Source organism: Lacinutrix sp. 5H-3-7-4 (assembly GCF_000211855.2).
Lineage (GTDB): Bacteria > Bacteroidota > Bacteroidia > Flavobacteriales > Flavobacteriaceae > Lacinutrix.
Genome location: NC_015638.1, coordinates 2,695,621 through 2,720,311, shown reverse-complemented (window position 1 = coordinate 2,720,311; position 24,691 = coordinate 2,695,621). Strand labels below are relative to the sequence as shown.

At 29.8% G+C, this 24,691-nt stretch carries 28 protein-coding genes; 5 read left to right on the top strand and 23 right to left on the bottom strand.

The features are described 5' to 3' along the window. Positions 1 to 18 precede the first annotated feature (18 nt). Together LACAL_RS12285 and LACAL_RS12280 are read right to left on the bottom strand one after the other, a co-directional pair. Positions 19 to 927 carry a serine hydrolase gene (locus LACAL_RS12285; RefSeq protein ID WP_013871074.1) on the bottom strand — a complete coding sequence of 303 codons (909 nt, stop codon included), beginning with the start codon at positions 925 to 927 and terminating at the stop codon, positions 19 to 21. Positions 928 to 1,051: 124 nt separating this feature from the next. After that, positions 1,052 to 3,883, bottom strand: a complete 2,832-nt coding sequence (locus LACAL_RS12280; protein WP_013871073.1) for a pitrilysin family protein — start codon at positions 3,881 to 3,883, stop codon at positions 1,052 to 1,054. Positions 3,884 to 3,985: 102 nt separating this feature from the next. Here LACAL_RS12280 and LACAL_RS12275 point away from each other — a divergent pair, with 102 nt between their 5' ends. After that, positions 3,986 to 4,267, top strand: coding sequence for a DUF3817 domain-containing protein (locus tag LACAL_RS12275; protein WP_013871072.1), 282 nt, complete (start codon positions 3,986 to 3,988; stop codon positions 4,265 to 4,267). Positions 4,268 to 4,289: 22 nt separating this feature from the next. Here the strand turns inward: LACAL_RS12275 and LACAL_RS12270 are convergent, their stop codons facing one another. Both LACAL_RS12270 and LACAL_RS12265 read right to left on the bottom strand, forming a co-directional pair. Beyond that, a complete protein-coding gene (locus LACAL_RS12270; RefSeq protein ID WP_013871071.1) occupies positions 4,290 to 4,676 on the bottom strand; it encodes an acyl-CoA thioesterase in 387 nt (128 codons plus the stop codon). A gap of 3 nt (positions 4,677 to 4,679) precedes the next feature. Continuing rightward, positions 4,680 to 5,579, bottom strand: a complete 900-nt coding sequence (locus LACAL_RS12265; RefSeq protein WP_013871070.1) for a DUF72 domain-containing protein — start codon at positions 5,577 to 5,579, stop codon at positions 4,680 to 4,682. 112 nt (positions 5,580 to 5,691) lie between these two features. On the opposite strand from LACAL_RS12265, the gene LACAL_RS12260 reads away from it, so the two are divergent. Then, positions 5,692 to 6,108 carry a hypothetical protein gene (locus LACAL_RS12260; protein WP_013871069.1) on the top strand — a complete coding sequence of 139 codons (417 nt, stop codon included), beginning with the start codon at positions 5,692 to 5,694 and terminating at the stop codon, positions 6,106 to 6,108. Between the two features lie 15 nt (positions 6,109 to 6,123). Here LACAL_RS12260 and LACAL_RS12255 read toward each other — a convergent pair whose 3' ends face one another. The 6 genes from LACAL_RS12255 to LACAL_RS12235 form a co-directional block, all read right to left on the bottom strand. Then, complete coding sequence (locus tag LACAL_RS12255; protein WP_013871068.1) at positions 6,124 to 6,798, bottom strand: DUF2461 domain-containing protein; 675 nt, start codon at positions 6,796 to 6,798, stop codon at positions 6,124 to 6,126. Positions 6,799 to 6,891: 93 nt separating this feature from the next. After that, complete coding sequence (locus tag LACAL_RS15470) at positions 6,892 to 7,032, bottom strand: hypothetical protein (RefSeq protein WP_013871067.1); 141 nt, start codon at positions 7,030 to 7,032, stop codon at positions 6,892 to 6,894. Between the two features lie 113 nt (positions 7,033 to 7,145). Next, a complete protein-coding gene (locus LACAL_RS15220; protein ID WP_013871066.1) occupies positions 7,146 to 7,301 on the bottom strand; it encodes a DUF1328 family protein in 156 nt (51 codons plus the stop codon). Positions 7,302 to 7,345: 44 nt separating this feature from the next. After that, positions 7,346 to 8,251, bottom strand: coding sequence for a mechanosensitive ion channel family protein (locus LACAL_RS12245; RefSeq protein WP_013871065.1), 906 nt, complete (start codon positions 8,249 to 8,251; stop codon positions 7,346 to 7,348). Positions 8,252 to 8,301: 50 nt separating this feature from the next. Continuing rightward, positions 8,302 to 8,805 (bottom strand): Dps family protein, encoded by a 504-nt coding sequence (locus tag LACAL_RS12240; protein WP_013871064.1) that lies wholly within the window; start codon positions 8,803 to 8,805, stop codon positions 8,302 to 8,304. A gap of 155 nt (positions 8,806 to 8,960) precedes the next feature. Next, complete coding sequence (locus LACAL_RS12235) at positions 8,961 to 9,737, bottom strand: tRNA pseudouridine synthase A (RefSeq protein WP_013871063.1); 777 nt, start codon at positions 9,735 to 9,737, stop codon at positions 8,961 to 8,963. 97 nt (positions 9,738 to 9,834) lie between these two features. Here LACAL_RS12235 and LACAL_RS12230 point away from each other — a divergent pair, with 97 nt between their 5' ends. From LACAL_RS12230 to LACAL_RS12220, 3 genes are all read left to right on the top strand, one after another. Further along, positions 9,835 to 10,251: a hypothetical protein gene (locus LACAL_RS12230; protein ID WP_013871062.1), complete on the top strand. Its 417-nt coding sequence runs from the start codon at positions 9,835 to 9,837 to the stop codon at positions 10,249 to 10,251. A gap of 67 nt (positions 10,252 to 10,318) precedes the next feature. After that, positions 10,319 to 11,116, top strand: a complete 798-nt coding sequence (locus LACAL_RS12225) for a LytTR family DNA-binding domain-containing protein (RefSeq protein ID WP_013871061.1) — start codon at positions 10,319 to 10,321, stop codon at positions 11,114 to 11,116. Between the two features lie 95 nt (positions 11,117 to 11,211). Then, complete coding sequence (locus LACAL_RS12220) at positions 11,212 to 12,411, top strand: S41 family peptidase (RefSeq protein WP_013871060.1); 1,200 nt, start codon at positions 11,212 to 11,214, stop codon at positions 12,409 to 12,411. A 46-nt stretch (positions 12,412 to 12,457) separates the two neighbouring features. On the opposite strand, the gene hisIE is transcribed toward LACAL_RS12220, so the two are convergent. The 13 genes from hisIE to fabG form a co-directional block, all read right to left on the bottom strand. After that, on the bottom strand, positions 12,458 to 13,060 hold the full coding sequence (gene hisIE / locus LACAL_RS12215; RefSeq protein ID WP_013871059.1) for a bifunctional phosphoribosyl-AMP cyclohydrolase/phosphoribosyl-ATP diphosphatase HisIE: 603 nt from the start codon (positions 13,058 to 13,060) through the stop codon (positions 12,458 to 12,460). A gap of 120 nt (positions 13,061 to 13,180) precedes the next feature. After that, a complete protein-coding gene (gene hisF, locus LACAL_RS12210; protein ID WP_013871058.1) occupies positions 13,181 to 13,936 on the bottom strand; it encodes an imidazole glycerol phosphate synthase subunit HisF in 756 nt (251 codons plus the stop codon). A 78-nt stretch (positions 13,937 to 14,014) separates the two neighbouring features. Then, positions 14,015 to 14,758, bottom strand: a complete 744-nt coding sequence (hisA, locus tag LACAL_RS12205) for a 1-(5-phosphoribosyl)-5-[(5-phosphoribosylamino)methylideneamino]imidazole-4-carboxamide isomerase (RefSeq protein WP_013871057.1) — start codon at positions 14,756 to 14,758, stop codon at positions 14,015 to 14,017. 113 nt (positions 14,759 to 14,871) lie between these two features. After that, positions 14,872 to 15,318, bottom strand: coding sequence for a DUF3592 domain-containing protein (locus LACAL_RS12200; protein ID WP_013871056.1), 447 nt, complete (start codon positions 15,316 to 15,318; stop codon positions 14,872 to 14,874). Positions 15,319 to 15,338: 20 nt separating this feature from the next. Next, positions 15,339 to 15,920 carry an imidazole glycerol phosphate synthase subunit HisH gene (hisH, locus tag LACAL_RS12195; protein WP_013871055.1) on the bottom strand — a complete coding sequence of 194 codons (582 nt, stop codon included), beginning with the start codon at positions 15,918 to 15,920 and terminating at the stop codon, positions 15,339 to 15,341. Then, positions 15,920 to 17,059 carry a bifunctional histidinol-phosphatase/imidazoleglycerol-phosphate dehydratase HisB gene (hisB, locus tag LACAL_RS12190; protein WP_013871054.1) on the bottom strand — a complete coding sequence of 380 codons (1,140 nt, stop codon included), beginning with the start codon at positions 17,057 to 17,059 and terminating at the stop codon, positions 15,920 to 15,922. The genes hisH and hisB overlap by 1 nt, the downstream gene beginning before the upstream one ends. Positions 17,060 to 17,170: 111 nt before the next feature. Next, positions 17,171 to 17,386, bottom strand: coding sequence for a GIY-YIG nuclease family protein (locus LACAL_RS12185; protein WP_013871053.1), 216 nt, complete (start codon positions 17,384 to 17,386; stop codon positions 17,171 to 17,173). Positions 17,387 to 17,418: 32 nt separating this feature from the next. Next, on the bottom strand, positions 17,419 to 18,468 hold the full coding sequence (gene hisC / locus LACAL_RS12180) for a histidinol-phosphate transaminase (protein ID WP_013871052.1): 1,050 nt from the start codon (positions 18,466 to 18,468) through the stop codon (positions 17,419 to 17,421). A gap of 81 nt (positions 18,469 to 18,549) precedes the next feature. Then, positions 18,550 to 19,833, bottom strand: coding sequence for a histidinol dehydrogenase (gene hisD, locus LACAL_RS12175; RefSeq protein ID WP_013871051.1), 1,284 nt, complete (start codon positions 19,831 to 19,833; stop codon positions 18,550 to 18,552). Beyond that, positions 19,834 to 20,691, bottom strand: coding sequence for an ATP phosphoribosyltransferase (hisG, locus tag LACAL_RS12170; RefSeq protein ID WP_013871050.1), 858 nt, complete (start codon positions 20,689 to 20,691; stop codon positions 19,834 to 19,836). 269 nt (positions 20,692 to 20,960) lie between these two features. After that, the gene (locus tag LACAL_RS12165) at positions 20,961 to 21,773 is read right to left on the bottom strand and encodes a prohibitin family protein (RefSeq protein WP_013871049.1); all 813 of its coding nucleotides are present in this window, start codon (positions 21,771 to 21,773) and stop codon (positions 20,961 to 20,963) included. 12 nt (positions 21,774 to 21,785) lie between these two features. Then, positions 21,786 to 23,819: a hypothetical protein gene (locus LACAL_RS12160; RefSeq protein ID WP_041302003.1), complete on the bottom strand. Its 2,034-nt coding sequence runs from the start codon at positions 23,817 to 23,819 to the stop codon at positions 21,786 to 21,788. Between the two features lie 52 nt (positions 23,820 to 23,871). Then, positions 23,872 to 24,618 carry a 3-oxoacyl-[acyl-carrier-protein] reductase gene (fabG, locus tag LACAL_RS12155; RefSeq protein WP_013871047.1) on the bottom strand — a complete coding sequence of 249 codons (747 nt, stop codon included), beginning with the start codon at positions 24,616 to 24,618 and terminating at the stop codon, positions 23,872 to 23,874. Positions 24,619 to 24,691: the final 73 nt, after the last annotated feature.

The window sequence follows — 24,691 nt, the reverse complement described above, 5'->3', positions numbered from 1 at the left end:
TAAATTATAGTTTATTTATTATAATAAAGAACGTGATTTTTTTAACACTTTCTCAATTGGTACTACTAAATTTCTGGTTATTTGTTCACCAAAATTATTGTCTATTAGTGCCACTATAATATATCTACGTTTTGGTCCCCAAACTAATGCCGAATCTGCATGATAGTTTTTCCAAGAACCAGATTTTCTATAAATAGTTGCGTTAGGTGCTATTTTATCTAATGTATTTACAAACTTATGGTGTAATGCTGGATCTTTCATAATATCAAGCATTTCTTTAGAACGGTCTGTACTTATTAGGTTTCCCATTGCTAATTGATAATAAAAACTACATACTTGCTTTGTTGTTGCAGCATGACTTAGTCCTTTAATTGGGTCTGGATAACGTCTTCCTCCAGAAGCATAACGTTTACCAACCCACAAACCACCACCAACTTCCTCATCGTAAAGTTTGGTTTTAGGAGCGCGTAAAACAGATTCAATTTTCTCGTAACCTACACGATCTATCATTCTGGTTGATGCTGCGTTGTTAGATTTACTAATCATTAATCGCATGTCTTTTCTTACCTCTTTAGTGTCTACTAACTCTCCTGTTTCAATAGCATCCATAGCTGCTAAAAGAATGGCGATTTTTGGTAAACTTGCAGCATACATCATATGCTCATCATTTAAACCTGCGTATTTTATATTAGTTTCATCTGTTAAATCTACAACACCTACAGACATTTTTTTATTTCTAATAAGTTGTCTCCATTTAGGGTTAGCCATTATTTCGGCCTCTAATAGCTTTTGTAGATTAGAATTTTGTAATTCTGCTATAGGATCAATGTCTTGACTATGTTTTATTGGCAATTCATTTTGTGCAAATGACATAGTGCCAACAAACATTAATACTATTGCAATAAAATTAATCAATGTTTTATTCATATTTTATATTTAAAATTAAAGTGTTTCTATAACTTACAAATTATATGCCAAAGGTGATAATTTTTAGTCATAAATTGCTGTTAATTAAACAAAATTAATTAGCTGATTTTTAAAGTGTTAGTTTTTATATTTTATTACCATTAATGTCTAACTCAATAATATTTTTTCCTAGTTTTTTTACTTCTTCAAATTGTGTTTCTTTATCACCAACAACTACATAAATCATATCTTCTTCAGTTAAATATTTATCTATAATAGTTTTATAGTCTTCAAGAGTCATATTTACTAATTCTTCTTGATCTTCTTCTGTAAAGGTGTGTGAAAGATTAAACTTGCTAATGTTTCTTAGCATTCCTAATTGTGCACCTAAACTTTCGTAAGCTCTAGTATTTCCTTTTAAAATTTTATTTTTAGTTAATTCTACTTCATTATTAGAAAAGTCGCTAGAATAATTTGAAATCATATTTTTTATAATTTCTAAAGATTTTAGCGTTGCGTTAGCTCTAACACTCGTTCTTACTGTAAACGGAGAAACTTCTTTATTACTACTAATACCAGAATATGCACCGTAAGTATAACCTTTTCCAATTCTTAAGGTTTGAAACAATTTACCACTAGATCCACCACCAATAATTTCGTTTGCAAAACGTAAGTTATTTGCTTCTTCATTTTCTTGAGATAATGCTAATTTACCAATACGAATTACAGATTGTTTAGCTCCTGGAAAATCTATAAAATATAATTGATTTTTAGCGTTTGCTTCTGGAATAGCATAGGTTGGAATTTCTACGCTTTTTGTATTCCAATCGTTTAATGTTTCTAAAGTTGATTTTACCTGAGACGCTGCTAAAGCTCCAGCAATATGAAATGTTGCTTCTTTTGGAGATAATTTTTTGTAATATTTTTTTAAATCATCTAAAGTAATTTCTTGTGTAGATTCTGAAGTTCCTGAACCTGGAACAGCGAAAATATGGTTATCACCATACAGTAATTTATTATATGCTAAAGTAGCTATACTATTAGGGTTGGCTTCTCTACCTTTTAAACTTGTTTCTAATGCTTTTTTAAGACGACTAAATTCTTTTTCGTCCCAACGTGGTTGTAAAATTATTTCTTTTACTAAAGCTATTGTTTCATCAAAATTCTTAGCTAAGCAACTTCCAGTAATATGAAAATCTTCGTTTGTAGAATACATACCAATACTAGCACCTAATAATCCTATAGCTTCTTCTAAATCTGCAGGAGTTTTTGTTGCTGTACCTTCCATAAGCATATCGGTTAATAAGTTAGCTACACCAGATTTTTCTACAGGATCTAATAAATGACCTCCTGGTATTGTAATATCAAACTGTACTAAAGGTACTTCGTTATTTTCAATCCCATAAATTGCCATACCGTTACTTAACTCATTTGTCCATACTTCTGGAGATTTAAATAATGGTAATTCACCGTAACCAGGTTCGCTTCTATCGTGTTTAGATGGTGTTTTTTCGTAAACAGCTTCTGCACCTTGACTTACTTCTTCGTTGGCTACATCTTTTTTAACTTCTTCAATCCAAACAGTTGCTTGCTCTGCATTTTCTACTGCTAAATCTAAGTTTCCTTTAGGTACAACACTTGTCATTACATAGTTTTTTCCTTTTAAATACTTGTTGTAAGCAGCCATAACATCTTCTGCTGTAACAGCGTTTGTTAATTTTGCTGTTTGGGTAATATAACTAGGATCACCTTTAAACTCGTTATCTTCTACCAGTTGAAATGCTTTGTTTAAAACAGTGCTAACGCCTCTATATAAGCTAGTTTCAAGCTCTGCTTTAATTCGTTTTAAATCTTTTTCGTTAACACCTTCTTTTTCAAAGCGAAGTAAACCTTCATCAATGGCACTTTTTACATTATCTAAATCTGTACCTGCATTTGCTCGTACTCTAAATACAAACTCACCTGCAAGTTCACTACTACTTTGGTAAGTACCAACTCTAGGTGCTAGTTTTTGCTCTTCAACTATTGTTTTATATAATGGTGCTTTTTTACTTCCGCTTAAAACTTGCCCAAGAATTTCTAAGGCATATTTGTCTTTATTATACTGTTCTACAGTTGGAAATGTGATGCGTAACTCTGGTAATTTAGCAAAACCATCTTCAAAATATAACGATTTTGTTTTCTCTAATGTTACTGGCATAGGCTGTAAGCTTTCTACCTTTGGCCCGCTTGGTATTTCGCCAAACCATTTTTCTACCAGTTTTTTAGTTTCTTCTATATTAATATCTCCTGCTATTACAAGCGATGCATTACTAGCGCCATAATATTTTTTATAGAATTCTTTTACATCGTCTATTGTTGCTGCTTGTAAATCTGGTAATGCACCAATAACCGTCCAGTTATATGGATGATTTTCTGGGTAAAGGTTTTTACGTTTAATTTCATCTGTATAACCATAAGCTGCATTATCTACACGTTGGCGTTTTTCGTTTTTTACAACTTGTTTTTCGCGCTCTAAAGCTTCTTTTGTTACTGTATTAATCATATAACCAAAACGGTCTGAATCTATCCAAAGGATTTTCTCGAAAGCATCTTTTGGTACAACTTCATAATATACTGTATAATCGTTTGATGTACCGCCATTTCTACTTCCTCCCCATTCTGGTATCATTTTTCTATTGGCACCAACAGGTACATTTTCACTATCATTAAAACTCATGTGCTCAAAAAAGTGAGCAAAACCTGTGCGTCCTGGTTTTTCTCTATTTGAACCTACATGCATCATTGTTGCTACAGCTACAATTGGATCACTGTGATCCTCATGAAGTATCACTTCGAGCCCATTATCTAAAGTAAATTTTTCGTAATCAATTTTAAATTCTGTTGCAGAAGTAGTGTTTTTTTCTTCTTTAGAATCTGAACAATTAATCATTAACAAAGAAGCAGCAACTAATGCTGTTGTTTTTAATATTCGCATGGTTTTGGTTTTAATTTTTATAAAGATAAATATTAATACCAAAATGGTTAAACCAAATACTACTTTTCTTAAATTTGCAATACAAATTAGAATTAAAATTTTATGCTTAAAACTTTTAGAATCGTAGCTTTTTTAGAAGGCGTATCTTATTTATTACTTATGGGCGCTTCAATATATAAACGAATGCCAGAAGGTAACGATGAATTTGTAAAACTTTTAGGTATGCCGCATGGCTTGTTATTTGTTGCCTATATTGCTTTGGCTATTTTACTAAAAAGTACTTTTAAATGGAACTCTAAAACGTTTGCAATTATTCTTTTAGGTTCTTTAATTCCTTTTGGAACTTTTTATGTAGATAAAAAATACTTAAAGCCTTTAGCTTAATACTGCTTAATTTAGGTTATTGCTATTTTAACCTGTCTTTTACATACTCAACTTTGGTTTTACCGTGAGCTTTTGGCTTACCGTCTTTTCCTAGGTTTACCATAATTATATCTTCTACTGTTATAATAGTTTCTCGTGTCATCATGTTTCTTACTTCACATTTTAAAGTAATCGATGATCTGCCAAATTTTTTAACTTCCATACCAATTTCAACAATATCACCTTCTAAGGCTTTACTGTTAAAACTAATTTCACTCATGTATTTAGTCACTATTTTAGGGTTGTCAAGCTGTACAACTGTGTATAATGCAGCTTCCTCATCTATCCAAGCTAATAATCTACCGCCAAAAAGCGTTCCGTTTGGGTTTAAGTCTTCGGGTTTTACCCATTTTCTTGTATGAAATCTCATAATTTAAAATAAGTTTTGTTGTGAATTATTTTTATTTAAATCTTCATTAGGTATTTTTAAATTATAACCTAATGTATTATTAAGTTTTTGTATAAAATATGCAGAAAGTAATGGTGATTCTTTCTCTATATTTTGATGTATAAAAAAGTTTATTTCTTTTATTCCTTGTGTTTTCCACTCTTTTATTCGTTGTACCCAATCGTCTAGTCGTGTATAATCACTTGGGTGATTAGCACCAACATAACGAATAAAAGCCGTACTGTTTGTTAAACGCATGTGCATGATATCTCTACGTCCTGCAGTGTCTACTATAATGTTAGATATGTTGTTATCTTCTAGTAATTTGTAAAGTTTTTGGGCTATTGCTGTATTATACCAATCTGTATGTCTAAACTCAATCGCTAGCGGAATTGTTTTAGGCCAATTTTCAACAAATTCTACAACACGATCATAATCTTTAGGTGCAAAATTTGAATGCATTTGCAAAAATATAGTACCTAATTTTTCTTTTAAATTTGAAGCGTTATACAAGTAATTTTCTACTGCTGCATTTGTATCTTGTAAACGTTTCCAATGGCTAATTTCTTGATTAAGTTTTGGAAAAAATTTAAAATTTGAAGGTGTTTTTTCATACCACTTTTCAAATTGTTCTGCTGGAAAAATACGATAGAAAGTTGCGTTTAATTCTATAGCATTAAATTGTGAAGAATAATAAGCCAGCTCATCTTTTGTGCCTCGAGGATAAAAACCTTTTAAGTCTGCTCTATTCCATTTTGCACAACCTACATAAATGTCTGGTATGTTATCATCTTTTACCAAATTAAGCACACGTTTAGTGTCTTTATGGTCTTTTGGCAAACTAAAATCTATTAATTCTGGATGTTCTACTTTTCCAAACTTCATGGCTTTTTTTATTTTATATAAAGGTAATTGTTCATAAAACAGTTAACAAGAAATTACTATATGAAATGATTATACCATCATAATTAATATTTTTATAAAAACACTTATAATTATGACTTCAAGAGATCAACAATTATTAGCAATTAGACCTACAATTTCTTCAATTAAAATTTCAGACAATATGAGTAGCGATGAGCGTTTTCAAAACCTAACGTTACGTCCTGTAATTAAATTACAAAACGACTTATTTATTGAAGTTTTTAAAAACTACATTACAAAACATAAAAATGTTTTTTATGATTTAAACACTGAAAGACGCTTGCATTATATTGATAATGCCATACATAAAGATATAAAGTTTAGAAACTCGCTTAAAGGTATTGTTATTGGACAATTTACAACTGAAGAATATTTACTTTACATTAAAAACTCTTCGGCCTTAAATAAACGAATGATGAATATTGTTATACAACGCTTGCAAAGTAGTATTCAATTGTTTGAAAAAGACAATGTACTTTTAGCAGTGTAAAAACAAATAAAATTACTAATTATCTATTAGAGACTCACCATTTAAATTTGTAGTTAACACATCGCTCATATAATCAAAATATGGGCGAATTGTTTTAAAAGATTCATCTATTATTGTTAGTAAATCTTTACTTACTAATTCTTTATCTGTAATTTTTTTAGTAAATATAAATTGCTTTTTTCTAATTAAATCTATGGCTTGATGTTCTTTATCAAAGCCTTTTGGAGCTGTTTTAAGCGCCTCACCTTCAATACTTCCCCAAACAGATTTAAATGCCTCTTGATTTATTATTGTTCTAATTTCTTCATCATCCATTTCAAATTCCTTTCTAATTCTTAATAAATCTTCCTTTGAAGGATTCCAAAAACCAGTAGCTAAAAAACTTTGATTATTAGGTTGTATTTGAAAATAATAACCACCACGCAATCTAGGTTTTACCCTATGAAATGAACCTCCAAAATGGGTTTTATATGGTGTTTTATTTTTTGAGAAACGCACATCTCTATAAATTCTAAAAACTTTTACTTTATCTGTCTCATCATGCACATTTAATTTTTGATTTATAGCAGTAAAAAACGCTTTCACTTCTGTCTCAAGTGCCTTAAACTCTGGCTTATGCTCATTAAACCATTCTCTATTATTATTTTCTTCTAATTTTTTTAGAAACTCTAGTACGTTTTTAGAAATCATTTTTTAGTTTTCGAATTAATGTAAATTTAAAAAAAAGTCTCAATTTCAAGTAATTTGAAATTGAGACTTTTTAAATATATTAAATTTACAGAGTTAATCTACAGCGTCTTCTACATCGTCTGCAACGTCTTCTACTGCGTCTTCAACTTTGTCTCCTGTTGATTCTTCTCTACATCCGGTTAATACTATTGACATTGAAAACATCAATAAAAATAAATAAGATAATTTTTTCATTTTGGTTATAATTTTATTGGTTAATAATTTAAATGTAATGATTAATTGTGTGAATTTTTGCTTCTAAACGTTATTGATACAAATTAATCATTGATTTTGTTATTTTTTATAGATTATCTTCTTCCTCTAATTAGAGATAAAATAAATAATACAATAAATATAAAGAAACATATTTTAGCAATTCCTGCTGCTCCTCCTGCAATTCCACCAAAGCCTAAGACTCCTGCAATAATTGCGATAATAATAAATGTGATTGTCCAACGTAACATAATTTTTAGTTTTTAAAGGTTAATAATATTTGATTTATAATCGATTAGGCTTCTGCCTCGTTTGATTCTTGTTCTATATCTTGAGCTACATTCAATTTATTATCAAATTGTAGCGTTCGTATTGGGAAAGGGATATTAATATTTTCTTTATCAAATGCCTTTTTTATAGCAATTATAGCATCGCTTTGTCCCGTAATTCTATCTTTTGCTTTATTACCTTTTATCCAGAATCTAGTAATAAAATTTATTGAACTATCTCCAAATTCTTGGTAATAAAATTCTACATCATCTTCACTTTCTATATTAGAAAATTGTTGAGCAATAGCTGTTTTTGTAAGCTTTTTAACTTGCTCTAAGTCTGATTCGTAACCAACACCACAACTTACAATGATTCTCATTTTTTTTGTTAACGAGTAGTTTTTAACAGGATTCTCTAATATGGATTTATTAGGAATCATTACTAGCTTATTATCAGCTTCTTTAACCACAAAGTTTTTTAAGCTAATTTCTACTACTTCGCCAGCAAAACCATTGGTTTCTACCCAGTGACCTAATTCTATACTTTTTCTAAAGCTTAATACTATACCAGCAAAAGTATTGCTTAAAGTACCTTGTAATGCTAAACCTATTACCAGTCCAGAAACTCCTGCGGCTCCAATTAATGTTTCTAATGTTTTACTAAGATTTAATACGCCAAGAGCTAAAAATAAACCGGCTGCGATAATAACTATTGCCACCATTTTAGTAATAATATTCACTAATGAATCTTGGTGCACTTTTTTAGAAACTAACTTTCCTACAAGTTTAGATACATATTTAGCAACATAATAAAAGACTACTAAAACTATTATAGCTATTATTAAGTTTGGTATATTTTTTATTATAGCATTAAACCAACCTATAAGTTTATCTGATAAAAGATCGTATGCTTTATTTAATTCGTCTGTCATGTTTTTTTTATTAATTAAGATTTAGTTTTTAGTTGTACCTTTATTTGATATTAACTTTTAACTTCATCTTGCTTAAGTTGATCATTTGTACTTTTAGACCAAGCATTTAACATCCAACTTGACTTTTCTAATTCTCTTGTATAAGCTCCAATTAAATCAATTGTACCTTCATCTCCAGCAGCTTCAGAAGCTTCTAAAACTTTACTCATTTGTAGTAAAATAAGTTTATGATCATTTAATAAAATGTCAACCATTTCTTGATCTGTAGTCATTCCTGATGCTTCATTTAAAGATGAAATTTTTAAATAATCACTTAATTTACTTACAGGATGATGCCTTAATGTTAGGATTCTTTCTGCTATTTCATCAATTTTAACTTGAGCCTCATTATACATTTCTTCAAACTTAATATGTAAATCGAAAAAGTTTTTACCCAACACATTCCAATGGAATGTTCTAAGCTTTTGATAATATAAATGATAATCTGCTAATAGTGTATTTAATTCCATTACTACTGGAATTAGTTTTTCGTCTTGTATATTTAAGTAACTCATGGTTGATTTTGTTTAGCTGTTATTTTGTCTAACTATTGTAAATATACAATTAAACAAAACTGTTAAAGAGCAGTTTAACTGCATTTAACGGTATCCAAAAGTTATTAACTTAAATTATGTTAAGAAGAAAGAGTTGCTGTTAATTAAATTAACAGTTAATCGAATTTTAGACTTTTTAGTATTAAGCCTGAAGCTGGTGCGATGTATTCCATTTTTATAGTGTTATCGGGCTCTAACGAAGCTTTTATATCCTCTAAAGTTAGCTTTCCTTTACCTAAATCTATTAATGTTCCCATCATTAAACGTATTTGGTTTCGCATAAAACCTTTACCTCTTACACGCAATAAATAGCTTTTTTTAGGAAAAAAATTAGCAGTATATATTGTGTTCTCCACAATTTCGCAAGTAAGTATCTCGCGCGTATAAATCCCGTTATTGGATGGTTTATAACAATAAGTTTTTAAATAATGTTCACCTTCAAAGAGCTTTGCTCCTATTTTCATTATTTCAACATCTAAGTCGTCAAGAATAGTTGTTAGTATTGGCGCACAAAAAGGATGAAATTTATCTCCAAAAGCAAATAGATATATATACTCTTTTACTTTAGGGTTATTAATAATATTAAACTTAGCATCAACTTCCGTAATTTCTAAAGCCCTAATATCTTGTGGTAAATTGGTATTAAACAACTTTAAAAAAGCCTTTTGATCTTCTATTGGTTCATATAAAAAAAGTTCTATTGCTGTTTCTTCTGCAGAAACCATGGCATCTGTTCTTCCAGAAGCTAAACTTTTAAAGCGTTTTCCTTCTAATATAAAATTTAATGTACGGTCTACCATTAAATGTAACGTTTTTACATCTGGTTGTTTTTGCCAACCGTGAAAGCGGTAGCCTAAATATTGAATTTTTATAACGTAGAAGAATTTTTTCAAAATTGCACCTAATATTTTGCCCGAAAATAACTTATATGCAAACGTTAAACAAAAAATTTATAACTTGTCTTTTTATTAACTAACTAAACTTTTAATTATGAGTACAATTTCTACACAAAAACCACCAATTTGGTTTTGGATTATTACTATTGTTGCATTGATTTGGAATATTTTAGGTGTTGGCGCCTATTTTGCTCAAATAGGAATGACTGCTGAAATGATGGCAGAATTACCACAAGATATGCAAGATTTATATGCTAATTTACCGTCTTGGTATATGATTGCTTACGCAGTTGCCGTTTTTGGCGGTGCATTAGGTTGTATTGCTTTATTACTTAGAAAAAAATGGGCTTACTTTCTTTTACTTTTATCTGCAATAGCTGCTGTTATACAAATGTCTTATTTAGCATTTGGTATTAAAATGGCGAATGCTATGACACCAATGATTATTATAGTTTCTATTGGTTTAGTTTGGTTTTCAAAATATGCTACAAAAAAAGGATGGCTTTCTTAAGCTATTGAAATTTTATAAAAAAGCATCAGTTTTTAACTGATGCTTTTTATTCTATATAATAACTATTTTGCAAATTAAATACCCTTTAGATCCATTAATTAAACACCATTTTATAATTGGTATAAGTTTAGGTTTGTGGGTGTTTTTGTTTTTATATTTTACAGAACCTCTTGATATTAATGAGTTTAATAATAACGAAAAACTCAAATTCCTTCCAATTTACAGCTTAATTGCTACAATATCTTATATAATATTTATTCCCTTACAATATTTATTTAATACGAAGTATTCAAAAAGGTGGTTGTTACAACACGAAATACTATTTTTATTCAGTTTGTCTCTAATAGCAATTTTGTTAGCTAGATTTGTCTATTTATATATTGTGGTTAAAAATCAGCCAAACCCACATTCTTTTGGCTATATGCTAAAAGCACTATTCTTACCTGCTTTAGCTATAATATTACCAATTATTATAATTGGTAGATATGCTTTTGGAAAATACTATGAAAAACAAATTGAAGATATAAAAATAGAAATTCAAGGAGAAGGAAATTACGAAAGTTTAAAACTTCATTTAAACGATTTAATAGCTGTAAATTCGTCAGACAATTATATTGTAGTATTATACATTTCTGGTAATGTTTTAAAAAAAAGCATAATACGAAATACTCTATCTTATATAGAAACCAACTTTACAAAATTGCAACGTACACATCGATCGTATATTATTAATCCTTATCATTTTCAATCGTGGGAAATAAGTAAAGGGAAACATTTTCTTATACTTTCTCATGGTATAAAAGTACCTGTTTCTAAAACTTACTTGCAGACAGTAAAAAACACTTTAAATTTTACCACAGCATAGTATCATTTCACCCCAAACACCTACTATAGTTGAATTAATAATACAATCTGAAATATATTAGCAACAGATAAATTTTAATTCAAATCATTTTAATTATGAAACATTTAATTGCTTTTAGCACAATTTTTTTCTTCGGAATTTCATTCGCTTTCACACAAAACGAAACCTGCAATTGTAAAGCCGACTTAGATTTTATAGTAAGTAAATTAAAGAAAATGCCATCTTATAAAAAACAAATAAAAGGAGATAAAAAAGAAAATTTTGAGACTGTTTATAAAATGCTTTCATTACAAATGAAACAACCAATTGCTATAGAAGCCTGCTTTAAACTTTTATTAAAACAAACAAACCTAATTAATGACAACCATTTAAGTTTATCTATAAAACAACCCTTTTTAGATATAAACTCAAATACTAGAAAAATTGGTTTTAATCACCCAGAAACAGATAGAAATATTGAAGATTTAAAAAACGAATTAAGCCAAAAGAAAACTAATTCTATTGAAGGTATTTACAATTACAGCACATCTTTAAAAGTTGGAATATATTATGATGATAACAAAAACCAATATATAGGTGTTATACTTGAAAGTAATTTAAAACAATGGGAAATTGGAGATATAAGTTTCTACGCATACAAAACTATTAATAATAAATACAATATTTATCACTACAAACTTGAGAATAAAACACCTAGATTATTAAAGAGTTTAACGTTTGAAAATGGAAGATTATGGAGTTATAAAAAGAAAGGCACAAGCGATGTTGAATTTATTAAAAAGAATCAAAAATCTTTTACTTTTAAACAACTTAATGAGAATACACAGTATTTATATTTTGCCAATTTTAGTAATAGTAAAAAGAAAGATTTATTAGCTTTCTATGAAGAAACTAAAAACAAATTAACAGCAAAAAATATAATAGTAGATTTAAGAAGTAACACCGGAGGAAATAAAAAATATTCAGATCCTTTTATAAAACTTTTAAAACATAAAAATGTATATATATTAACAAATGCTTTTACAGCTAGCAATGGCGAGCAATTTACTTTAAAATTAAAAAAACTCAAGCACGCAACACATTTAGGGCAAACTACATTTGGCGTTATTGCATATGGATTAAATTACGGAAGAAGCTATACAACACCTTCAAAATATTTTTCTGTTACTCCTACAGATATGAATTTTCATAAATATTTTCAATATGAAAGTATAGGAATAAAACCAGATATAACTCTAGATTTTAAAACAGATTGGATTAGGCAAACTTTAGATATTATTAGTGAAAACAAATAAAGTTAATACTAAAAAAGTCGCTAAAATAATTAGCGACTTTAATAATTTATTTCTTCTCACGTCCTTTTAAAACGTTAACCACATCATTAAGTTTAAAACCTTTAGCTTGCAATAACATTAAGTAGTGAAACAATAAATCTGCACTTTCGTTTAAAAACAAATTGTCGTTATCATCTTTTGCTTCAATAACCACTTCTACAGCTTCCTCTCCTACTTTTTGAGCCACTTTATTTATGCCTTTGGCGAATAATGAAGCGACATATGATTTTTCTGAATCTCCTGCTTTTACACGACTTTCAATTGTGTTTTCTAATTTAGAAATAAACCCAAAATTTTCAGCATTAGTATCATTCCAACAGGTATCACTTCCTTTGTGACACGTTGGTCCTTTTGGGTTAACTTGAATTAATAACGTATCGTTATCACAATCTAATTTAATGTCAACCAGATTTAAAACGTTTCCGCTTTCTTCACCTTTAGTCCATAAACGATTTTTACTTCTGCTAAAAAAGGTAACTAATTTTGTGTCTTTGGTTTTATTAAATGCTTCTTCATTCATGTAGCCCAACATTAACACGTTTTTTGTTGTTGCGTCTTGTATGATTGCTGGCACTAATCCGTCGTTGTTTTTATTAAAATCTATGTTCATTTTTAGTTTCTTTTGTCAGGTCGAGCGCAGTCGAGACCTTAATATTTTAATAACCTCTCGACTGCGCTCGAGGTGACTTTATTTTTTTGTGAGATGCTGAAACGAGTACAGCATATCGACTTAAAGTCTTACTGCTATATTGTTGTCTTTTAATGCTTCTTTTAAATCTTTAATTGCTATTTCACCAAAATGAAATACGCTTGCAGCCAATGCAGCATCCGCTTTTCCATCTTTAAATGTATCTACAAAATGCTGAACTGTTCCTGCTCCACCTGAAGCAATAATTGGTATATTTAATGTTTCAGATAACTTGGCTAAAGCTTTATTTGCAAAACCTGCTTTTGTACCATCGTTATTCATGGATGTAAATAGTATTTCTCCTGCACCTCTACGTTCAACTTCTTTTGCCCAATCGAATAAATTTAAATTGGTTGGAATACTTCCTCCTGCTAAATGCACCATCCATTCACCATCAATTTGCTTAGCATCTATAGCAACCACAACACATTGGCTACCAAATTTATTTGCTAACTCATTAACCAATTCTGGTCGTTTTACTGCTGAAGAATTTACAGACACTTTATCTGCTCCAGATTTTAAAAGGATGTCAACATCTTCAACAGACGAAATTCCACCACCAACTGTAAACGGAATATTAACCTGTTCTGCTACCTTTAAAACCATATCAATCATAGTTTTTCTACCTTCTAAAGTTGCTGAAATATCTAGAAAAACAAGCTCGTCTGCACCTTTTACAGCATATTGTTTTGCTAATTCTACTGGATCTCCAGCATCACGAAGATTTACAAAATTGACACCTTTAACGGTTCTTCCGTTTTTAATGTCTAAACATGGTATAATTCGTTTTGTGAGCATAATATTTTCCGCGAAAGCGGGTATTTTATTAATTATAAAAATATATGGATTTCGCATCAAGTGCGGAATGACAAAAAACTATTGTTTTAAAATGAAATTTGTCAATTCTTTTAAAGAAATTCTGTTTTCGTAAATCGCTTTACCAATAATTACACCTTCACAATTAATTTCTGAAAGCTTTTCTAAATCTTGAATAGTCGTTACTCCACCAGATGCTATAAGTTTTATGGATTGACCAGAACTACCATTTGAACATTGCTGAATAATATTTTTATATAATTCTATTGATGGACCTTCTAACATTCCGTCTTTTGAAATATCTGTACAAACCACATACTTAATTCCTTGTTTTTGATACGCTTTTATAAACGGAATTACTTCTAAACTACTCTCTTCTAACCAACCACTTATGGCTACTTTTTCATTTTTACAGTCTGCACCCAAAATGATTTTTTGAGAACCATATTTACTAATCCAACGCTCAAAAGTATCTCTGTTTTTAACAGCAATACTTCCGCCTGTAATTTGTTTTGCACCAGAATTAAATGCTGTAATAATATCATTATCAGACTTTAAACCACCTCCAAAATCGATTTTTAAGTTGGTTTTAGATGCTACTTGCTCTAAAACTCGATAGTTTACAACATGATCGGCTTTTGCACCATCTAAATCTACCATATGTAAATATTCGATTCCTGCGTCTTCAAATTGTTTTGCAACCTCTAGTGGGTTTTCATTATAAATTTTAGTGGTATTGTAATCGCCTTTTGTTAAGCGTACACATTTTCCGTCTATTATGTCTATTGCTGGTATTATTCTCATTAATTTACTTGTTAATAACCCTTAATTATTTTTAAGAGTATAATTTATTATATGCTAATTCAGATAAAAAAAGCGTTCTAATATTTTTGAATGCTTTTTTATCCATTTTTATATTAAGCGTGCGCTATTTTTTTTGATAAAACAAAGAAAACAATAGCGATGCTAATTAAAATTATTCCAAATATTCCTAATAGTATACTCTCAGACCATAAAGAACTGAAGCTTTTAATCACAGCTTTTTTAGGGTCTTGTGTATTATAAAGAATAGTTATTTTATCTCCAACATTATAGTTTTTAGGCAATTTGCTTCCTATAGGTGAATGAAATTCTATAGGATTTCCTTTTAAATCATAAAACCTAATTAATGGCTTATAAAGCACTCTTAAAGACTGATCACTTGTATTTGTGGCATTAAACGTACTTACTATTTCTATAATTTCACCTTCAGTTTCATTAGATTTTGAAAGAAATTCAAAAGTGTTTATACACTTATAAAAAGCTACTAAAAGCATTGTAATTCCTATTAATCCCAGAACTATAAAAAGATATTTAAGTTTCATTTTTTATTCTTCTAAAATAACTAAAGCGTTATAAAATTTTTTAATATTTGCTCTCCTACTACTGATGATTTTTCTGGATGAAATTGTACACCATAAAAATTATCTTTTTGTAAAGCTGAAGCAAAATCTAAACTATAAGTAGTTGTGGCAATACTTTGTTTACAATTTTCGGCATAAAAACTATGTACAGAATACATAAACTCTTGGTTTTTGACACCTTTAAACAAATCTGATTTTAAATCTGTTATCGTATTCCATCCCATTTGTGGTACTTTAACTGTATTGTTGAAACGTTTTACATCTACATCAAAAATTCCCAAACCTTTGGTGTTACCTTCTTCTGAAGATTTACACATCAATTGCATGCCTAAACAAATTCCTAAAACTGGTTGTTTTAATGTTGGAATTAAAGTGTCTAAACCGCTCTCTTTAAGCATTTTCATTGCTGAACTTGCTTCGCCAACTCCTGGAAAAATAACTTTGTCTGCTGCTTTAATCTCATCTGGATTGTTTGATAAAATAGCATTGTAACCTAAGCGTTTAAAGGCAAATTGAATGCTTTTTATATTACCTGCTCCGTAATCTATAATTACTAACTTCATTACAACATACCTTTAGTTGATGGTAAAAACATTTTATTAGCATCACGTTTTACTGCCATTTTCATTGCTTTTGCAAAGGCTTTAAAAATACCTTCTATTTTGTGATGCTCGTTAGTACCTTCAGCTTTAATATTTAAGTTACATTTTGCGCCATCTGTAAAGGATTTAAACAAGTGGAAAAACATTTCGGTTGGCATATCGCCTATTTTTTCGCGTTTAAAATCGGCTTCCCATTCTAACCAATTTCTACCTCCAAAGTCAACAGCTACTTGAGCTAAGCAATCGTCCATTGGTAAACAAAATCCGTAACGCTCAATACCTAATTTATTACCCAAGGCTTTATTAAACAATTCGCCAAAAGCAATCATGGTGTCTTCAATCGTGTGATGCTCATCTACCTCTAAATCACCATCTACTTTAATGGTTAAATCCATTGCGCCATGACGACCAATTTGGTCTAACATGTGATCAAAAAACTTTAAACCTGTATCAATTTCATTTTTACCAGAACCATCAAGGTTTAATTTAATATATATCTTGGTTTCGTTAGTATTACGAGTAATTTCAGCGACACGATCATTTAATTTTAGAAACTCGTAAATAGTTTTCCAATCTGTGCTTGTTAAAGCAATACAATCTAATATAGCTTGTTTTGAGCTTTCAATTTCATCTGCTCCTAATTCAGGATCTTCAGATAAAAATATACCTTTTGCTCCAAGGTTTTTAGCCAATTCCATGTCTGTAATACGATCACCTAAAACAAAACTGTTTTCTAAATCGTATTCAGCTTTATCAAAATACTTTGTTAGCAAACCTGTTCTTGGTTTACGAGTTTCAGCATTTTCATGCGGAAAGGTTTTGTCTATACAAACTTCAGAAAACACAACACCTTCTTTTTCGAATGCTGAAATCACTTTGTTTTGCGCTGGCCAAAAGGTGTCTTCTGGAAAAGAATCTGTCCCTAAACCATCTTGATTGGTTACCATAACTAGCTCAAAATCTAACTCTGAAGCTATTTTAGCCATGTATTGAAACACTTTTGGGTAGAACTCTAATTTCTCTAAACTATCTAATTGATAATCTACAGGTGGCTCTAAAACCAAGGTTCCGTCTCTGTCTATGAATAGTACTTTTTTCATGATTAACTTGTTAATCAATCCTGAACTTGTTTCAGGATCTTTTTATTTAATTTCTAATGTTTTTAAACTAGGATTAGTAACTTTAATAAGTTCCCGTTTCCATTTTCTATGTCAATTTTTAAGTTGTCTTTCTCTTGATTTTGCTTCTTTTTTTAACTCAAATTTTTCTAAATGGATTAAATCGAATACATTGTACTTTTTAGTAAATACAGAACCTTTCCCTTTTTCATGTTGTTCTATTCTTTGACGAATATTTTCTGTATAACCAACATACAAGACAGTTCTATTCTTATTTGTTAAAATGTAACAATAGTAATTATTTGTCATTTAGTTTTATTTTAAAAGTTCCTGAAACAAGTTCAGGATTTCGAAATTAATTGAAGGTTTTCAATTAATTTCTCATTTTCTTCACTTGTTCCCACAGTAATACGTATACAATTCTCTACTTGAGTATTTCTGTTTCTAATAATTACTTTTTTATTGATTAAATATTGATACGTTTTATTAGCATTATCTACTTCAACCAATAAAAAGTTAGCATCTGTTGGGTATATTTTTTTTACGATAGGTAATTGACTTAAAGCGTCTTTTAATTTCGTTCTTTCTGAAAGAATTGTGTCAATATTTTTAGCAACTTCAGTTTGATTATTTAAGCTATTTAAAACTGCTTCTTGATTTAATGTACTAACGTTATATGGTGGTTTTACACGATTATAAAGTGCAATAATGGCTTCACTTGCATAAGCAACACCAACTCTAACACCTGCTAATCCCCAAGCTTTACTAAAGGTTTGACTTACAATTAGATTGTTGTATTTATTTATATTTTTAATGAATGATGCTTGCGAGCTAAAATCGATATAAGCTTCGTCTACAATCACGATACCATTAAAATTCTCTAAAATATATTCAATATCTTCAGTATTAATAGTGTTTCCTGTTGGATTGTTTGGTGAACAAATAAAAATGATTTTCACCTCTTCAACATCTAAATACGGTTGTAGCTGATTTAGATTTATTTGAAAATCGTTAATTAGAGGTTGTTTAATTACCTCAATATTATTGATGTTTGCAGACACATCGTACATTCCGTAAGTTGGCGTAAAGGTTAACACCTTATCTTTTCCTGGTTCACAAAAAATACGAAACGCTAAATCTATAACTTCATCACTACCATTACCTATAAAAATTTGATTGGTTTCTACAGATTTAATTTCTGATAGTTTTTCTTTAATCTTTATTTGCTTAGGGTCTGGATAACGGTTTAACTCACCAAACGGATTTTCGTTGGCATCTAAAAACACATCTGCTGTACCTTTAAACTCTTCTCTTGCTGATGAATACGGTTTTAAAGCTTTGATGTTAGCTCTAACTAGGTTGTTTATGTTTAAATTTTGTTTCATTTTCATTATATCAGGTCGAGCGCAGTCGAGACCTATTTAATCTCTATAATAATGTGACCTCTCGACTGCGCTCGAGGTGACAGATAGTTACTTTAAATCGTTTAAACGAAGAGTTACTGCATTTTTGTGCGCTTGTAAACCTTCAGCTTCAGCCATTAACTCAATAGTATTCCCAATATTAAGCAAACCTTGTTTTGTTATATTTTGAAATGTAATTGCTTTAGTAAAACTATCTAAATTCACTCCAGAATACGCTTTACTAAACCCATTGGTTGGTAAGGTGTGATTGGTACCAGATGCATAATCTCCAGCACTTTCTGGTGTATAATTACCAATAAATACAGATCCTGCGTTTTCAATTCCGTTAACGTAAAAATCATCATTTTTTGTACACACTATAAAGTGTTCTGGTCCATATTGATTGATTAAATCTAATGCTATAGCATCAGTTTCAACTAAAATAGATTTTGAATTCTCTATCGCTTGTTTAGCAATATCTTGTCTTGGAAGTGCTTTTATTTGAACCTTTATTTCTTCCGCTACAGCGTTAATGAAATTTTGAGATGTAGACACCAAAATGACTTGACTATCTGCGCCATGTTCTGCTTGAGATAACAAATCTGAAGCCACATAACTTGCATTTGCAGTATCATCTGCTACAACTAATAACTCACTTGGTCCTGCTGGCATATCGATTGCGACACCATATTTAGTTGCTAATTGTTTTGCTACGGTTACAAATTGGTTTCCTGGTCCAAAAATTTTATAAACCTGCGGCATACTTTCTGTTCCAAAGGTTAAACCGGCAATGGCTTGAATGCCACCAACTTTAATAATTTTGGTTACACCACATAATTGCGCTGCGTATAAAATTTCATTAGCTATTTTTCCTTCCTTATTTGGAGGCGAACATAATATTATCTCCTTACATCCTGCTATTTGCGCAGGAACAGCTAACATTAAAACGGTTGAAAACAATGGTGCTGTACCAGCAGGAATGTAAATACCAACTTTTTGAATGGCTCTTTTTTCTTGCCAACAGTTTACGCCTTGAGTAGTTTCAACACTAACTTTTTCTGTTTTTTGTGCTTTGTGAAAAGTTTCAATATTTGTTTTTGCTTGTTGTATGGCTTGCTTTAAATTTTCTGAGATTTTAGAACTTGCTAATTCAACTTCTTCAGTACTTACAATATTTGATGTTAATTCTACACCATCAAATAATTGTGTATATTTTGCTACTGCTTGGTCTCCATTACGTTGTACGTCTTCAAAAATTTGAGTGACCGTAGTTTCAATATCGTTAACGGTTTGCGTTGGTCGTTTTAAAATATCTAACCAAGTGGATTGTTTAGGATTGCTAATAGTTCTCATTTATATCACCATATTTTCGATTGGACAAACTAGGATGCCTTCTGCTCCATTTTCTTTTAATTCATCTATAATTTCCCAGAAATCATTTTTGTTAATTACAGAGTGAATTGAACTCCAACCGTCTTCTGCTAGTGGCAAAACCGTTGGACTTTTCATACCTGGAAGAATATTAATAATATCGTTAACCTTATTATTTGGAGCATTTAACAACACATAACGTGATTGTCTTGCTTTTAAAACAGACTGTAGTCTAAATTGTAATTTATTTAAAATAGCTTGATTGTCTTCAGAAATTTTAGGTGAAACCGCCAACACGGCTTCAGATTTTAAAATAACTTCTGCTTCTTTTAAACCATTTTTAAATAATGTGCTTCCGCTAGAAACAATATCTACAATAGCATCTGCTAATCCAATATTTGGAGCAATTTCAACCGAACCATTAATGATATGTAAATTAGCTTTAATTCCGTTTTTATTTAAAAATTGATTTACTGTATTTGGATAAGATGTTGCTATACGTTTTCCTTCTAAATCTTTAACCGAATTGTATGTTGCAGCTTTTGGTACAGCTACAGAAACTTTACAAGATGAAAAGCCTAGTTTTTCGGCAATTTTGATATCGTTACCTTTTTCTATTAAAACATTTTCTCCAATGATAGCAACGTCTACCACTCCATCTTTAAGGTATTGTGGAATATCGCCATTACGCAGGTAAAAAATTTCTAAAGGGAAGTTTTTAGCCGAAGCTTTTAATTGATCTTTACCATTGTCTATAGAAATACCAACAGCTTTAAGGATTTTCATTGAATCCTCGTTTAATCGTCCTGATTTTTGAACTGCAATTTTTAATTTACTCATTTTGGTCTCTTTTTTAATGTTTTAATTTCATTTAAAAGTTTGAGTAAATCATTTAGTAAAATGTATAAAAACAAAAAACCGCTTGATATACTCAAACGGTTTTTAAAAATATGTTGATTTTAGTCAATACATCTTCAGCTCGCTTGAGTGCAAGTATGAAAATGATGATGATGTAATTGAATAAAAGTCATTTCTGTTTTTGTGTTCACAAAGATTGTGAAAATATTTTCACAAATCCTAATTAATAAACATTAATTAATTGTTAACAATTATTGATTGCCTAAAATTATTGGCATTCCAGTATCTCCAGAACCAATAACAATTACTTTGCTATTACTTGATTCTGAAAGTTTTACTGTAGCTTCAATGCCTTTGTCTTGCAAAATTTTATCGGTTAAAGAGGCACTCAAAATTTTATTTGCATCTGCTTTACCTTGAGCTTCAATACGTTGTTTATCTGCTTCTTTACTAGCTGTAACTAATCTAAATTCGTATTCTAAAGACTCTTGTTCTTGCTTTAATTTACGCTCGATTGCTTGTCTAATAGTTGGTGGTAATTGCACATCTTCTACTAAAACACGTTTTACATTTAAGTATTGCCCTTCTAACAGCTTTGTAACTTCGTCTAAAATTTCCTGCTCAATTAAATCTCTTTTACTAGAATATAATTGCTCTGGTGTGTAACGTCCAACAACACTTCTTGCTGCTGCATTTACTGCAGGATCTAATAATTCGCGTTCGTAGTCTTCACCTTTAGTTTTTATTAAAAGTCCTAATTTACTATATTCTGGTTCGTACCAAATTGTACCATTAACTTTTACTTCTAATCCATTTACAGAAAGTACATTCATTTGGTCTGAGATGGATTGCTGGCGAACTTTACGTACAATCATATCGTTCCAAGGTGCAACTATATGAAAACCTTCTCCATAAGTTTTATCTGTATTTATACCATTCCCTAAACGTTCAAAAATAACGCCACCTTCACCAGGTCCTATTGTTACGGCAGATTTTGCTATTAAAATCACTAGAATAATGATTCCTATAATTACTGGTATTCCTAATTTTGGTAATTTCTCCATATGTATTTAATATTATATTAGTCCGTTATATTTTCTTAAAAACCACTCAATAGCTAACGTTAAAACTATTAAAGCAAGTAAATACTTCCAATCGATTAAAGGAACCGTACTTTTTGAGCTTTTTTGAATTGGTTTGTAGCGATCATCGCTATTTAAATTTTTTATTATGTTTTTAAAATTATCTGCATAATAATGTTTTCCTTGACTATTATTAGCAATATTTATAAGTTTTTTTGCATTAGAATTTAAAAATTGTTGCTCAATATTATATTCAATTATTTTAAAGCTACCTGATTTAGATAGCTTCTCTCTTGAAGCATCAACAGTAAATGAATAATCTCCAGCAGGAAAAGCACTTAAATCTACTTGATAATTATTATTTTTAAGAATAAACGGTACTGTTTTAGACACTTTTGTAGATTTATCTGTAACCGTAATATTTAAACGCTCTGTAGCATCAAACTCATAATTTTTATTAAAAAATTGAGCGCTAAGTATCACACTATTATTCCCTTGATAGAAAGATTGATAATCTACTTCTAATCGGTTTTTACGTTTTGTAGAAGCTAAATATTGTACAAGTTTTCCAATAAAATTATCGAATGCATCAAAGCTTTTTGTGTTAACAAAACTTTGCGCTCTCCATTTCCATAAATTCTCTCCAAATAAAACACCTTCTCTTTTTCCATTAGATTCTATGACCGCTAATAGTGGTTCGTTTGTATTTATTGCTCCTACTTTTTTATATAATATTGTTTGGTAAGGAATAGAAAATATTGGCTCTCCAAAATTTGAATGTAATGGAGGAAAAGATTCGAAATTTAAATCTTCAACTATAAACGCATTGAAATTTGAGTTTAAACTTGGTTGATAATCTTCTGTTTGAGTTGTAATATCTTGCTCGTATTTATCACTTATATTATTTAAAAATACAAAATCTGTTTTTGGTCCAGCTACTACAAATTTATTCTTATTTTGTTTTTCTATTTCAGCATATAAACTTTTAAACAAACTGTTTGGATTAAACAATATAACTAATTGCAAATCAAATAATTGACTAATAGCTTCTTGTGGTGATAAAAATACAACTTCTCGTTGCTCGTTAGCTTCAATAGCTTTTTTAAACATACCAATATCTGGATGCAAAACCGAGCTTACAATTGCTACTTTTGTTTTTTCATCGACAACTTCTACTGCGAAATTTTTACTGTTATTTATTTTATTTTTTTCTGAATTAATAGGAATAATAGATGCACGATAACTTTTTACTCCAACCGCATTTGCAGGTAAAGTGAAATTTAAAATTCTTGAATTATTTTGTTTTGAAAACTGAATATTTTGAGAATAAATTGTAGCGTCTCCTGAATTTATTACAAACTTAGTATTCACATCCTGATCTCCAGAATACACTAAAATAGCTTCTACAGGAAACTTATTTTTTAAAAATGCATACTTATTTACATTAAGTTGTTGCAATTTTAAATCTTGATACTGTGTTGTATCTCCAACAATAATAGGATATAAATTTTGCTTTATTTTTTTTGCAGAATATTCGTAATCGTTTCCATACGTTTGGTTTCCATCGGAAATGATTATAGTTGGTGATATTGTATTTTTATATATTTGATTTAGCTCTACAAACGCTTTGTCTACATTGGTTTGTTTTTCAATAAATGTTAAAGAATCTGAAGTATTTAAGTTTTTTCCAAAGGAAAATACATCTATATTAAACTTGTTTAAAAGTGTGTTATTCGTTTTTAAACTGTTTAAAATATTTTTTACATTTTCTTCCTGATTTAAGTGTTTTATAGAGTTTGAATTGTCTACAGCTATTACCAAATTAGGTTTTACAGTATATACTTTAGTACTTTCAAATTTTGGGTTTATTAATAAAAGTAATACTCCAAAAATGCTTAAAAAACGTAAAAAAGCAAAAAGCACATTCGTTTTAGATGCGCCTTTTGCTTTGTATTTATATTGAAAAAGCGCTAATGCAATAGCAACAATTCCAGCAATTATTATATATAAAAGAGTTTGAGAACTCATTAAGTTTTTTAAGTTAAATAATAACATCCAGTTTTAGGATGCAATGCTTAATTTATGTTAGCATTCCGCCATCAACATTTAAGGTTTGTCCTGTAACATATGCAGACATGTCACTTGCTAAAAACACACAAGCATTTGCAATATCTTCTGGTGTACCACCACGTTTTAAAGGAATTGCGTTGCGCCATCCTTTTACAGTGTCCTCATCTAATTTAGCTGTCATTTCGGTTTCTATAAAACCAGGAGCGATTACATTACTTCTAATATTTCTTGACCCTAACTCTAAAGCTACAGATTTTGAAAAACCTATAATTCCTGCTTTTGAGGCTGCATAGTTTGTTTGTCCGGCATTACCTTTTACACCAACTACAGAACTCATATTTATAATAGAACCTTTACGTTGCTTAAGCATTGTACGCTGTACAGCTTTTGTCATGTTAAAAACAGATTTTAAGTTTACTTCAATTACTTTATCGAAGTCTTCTTCACCCATTCGCATTAACAAATTATCTTTTGTAATACCTGCATTATTAATTAATACATCTATTGCTCCAAATTCTTTTAAAACATCTTCAGCTAAAGTTTGTGCTTCATTAAAATTTGCTGCATTACTTTTATATCCTTTAGCTTTAATGCCTAAAGTATTTAATTCTTTTTCTAATTCATTTGCAGCTTCTACAGAAGAACTGTATGTAAATGCTACATTAGCACCATGCTGTGCAAAAACTTGTGCAATACCTTTACCAATACCTCGGCTTGCTCCTGTTATTATGGCTGTTTTTCCTTCTAAAAGTTTCATTAATTATTTTGGTTTTTTTGTAATTCAAATATAGTAATTACTATGTTATTGTATATTAAAAAACCTCATAAAT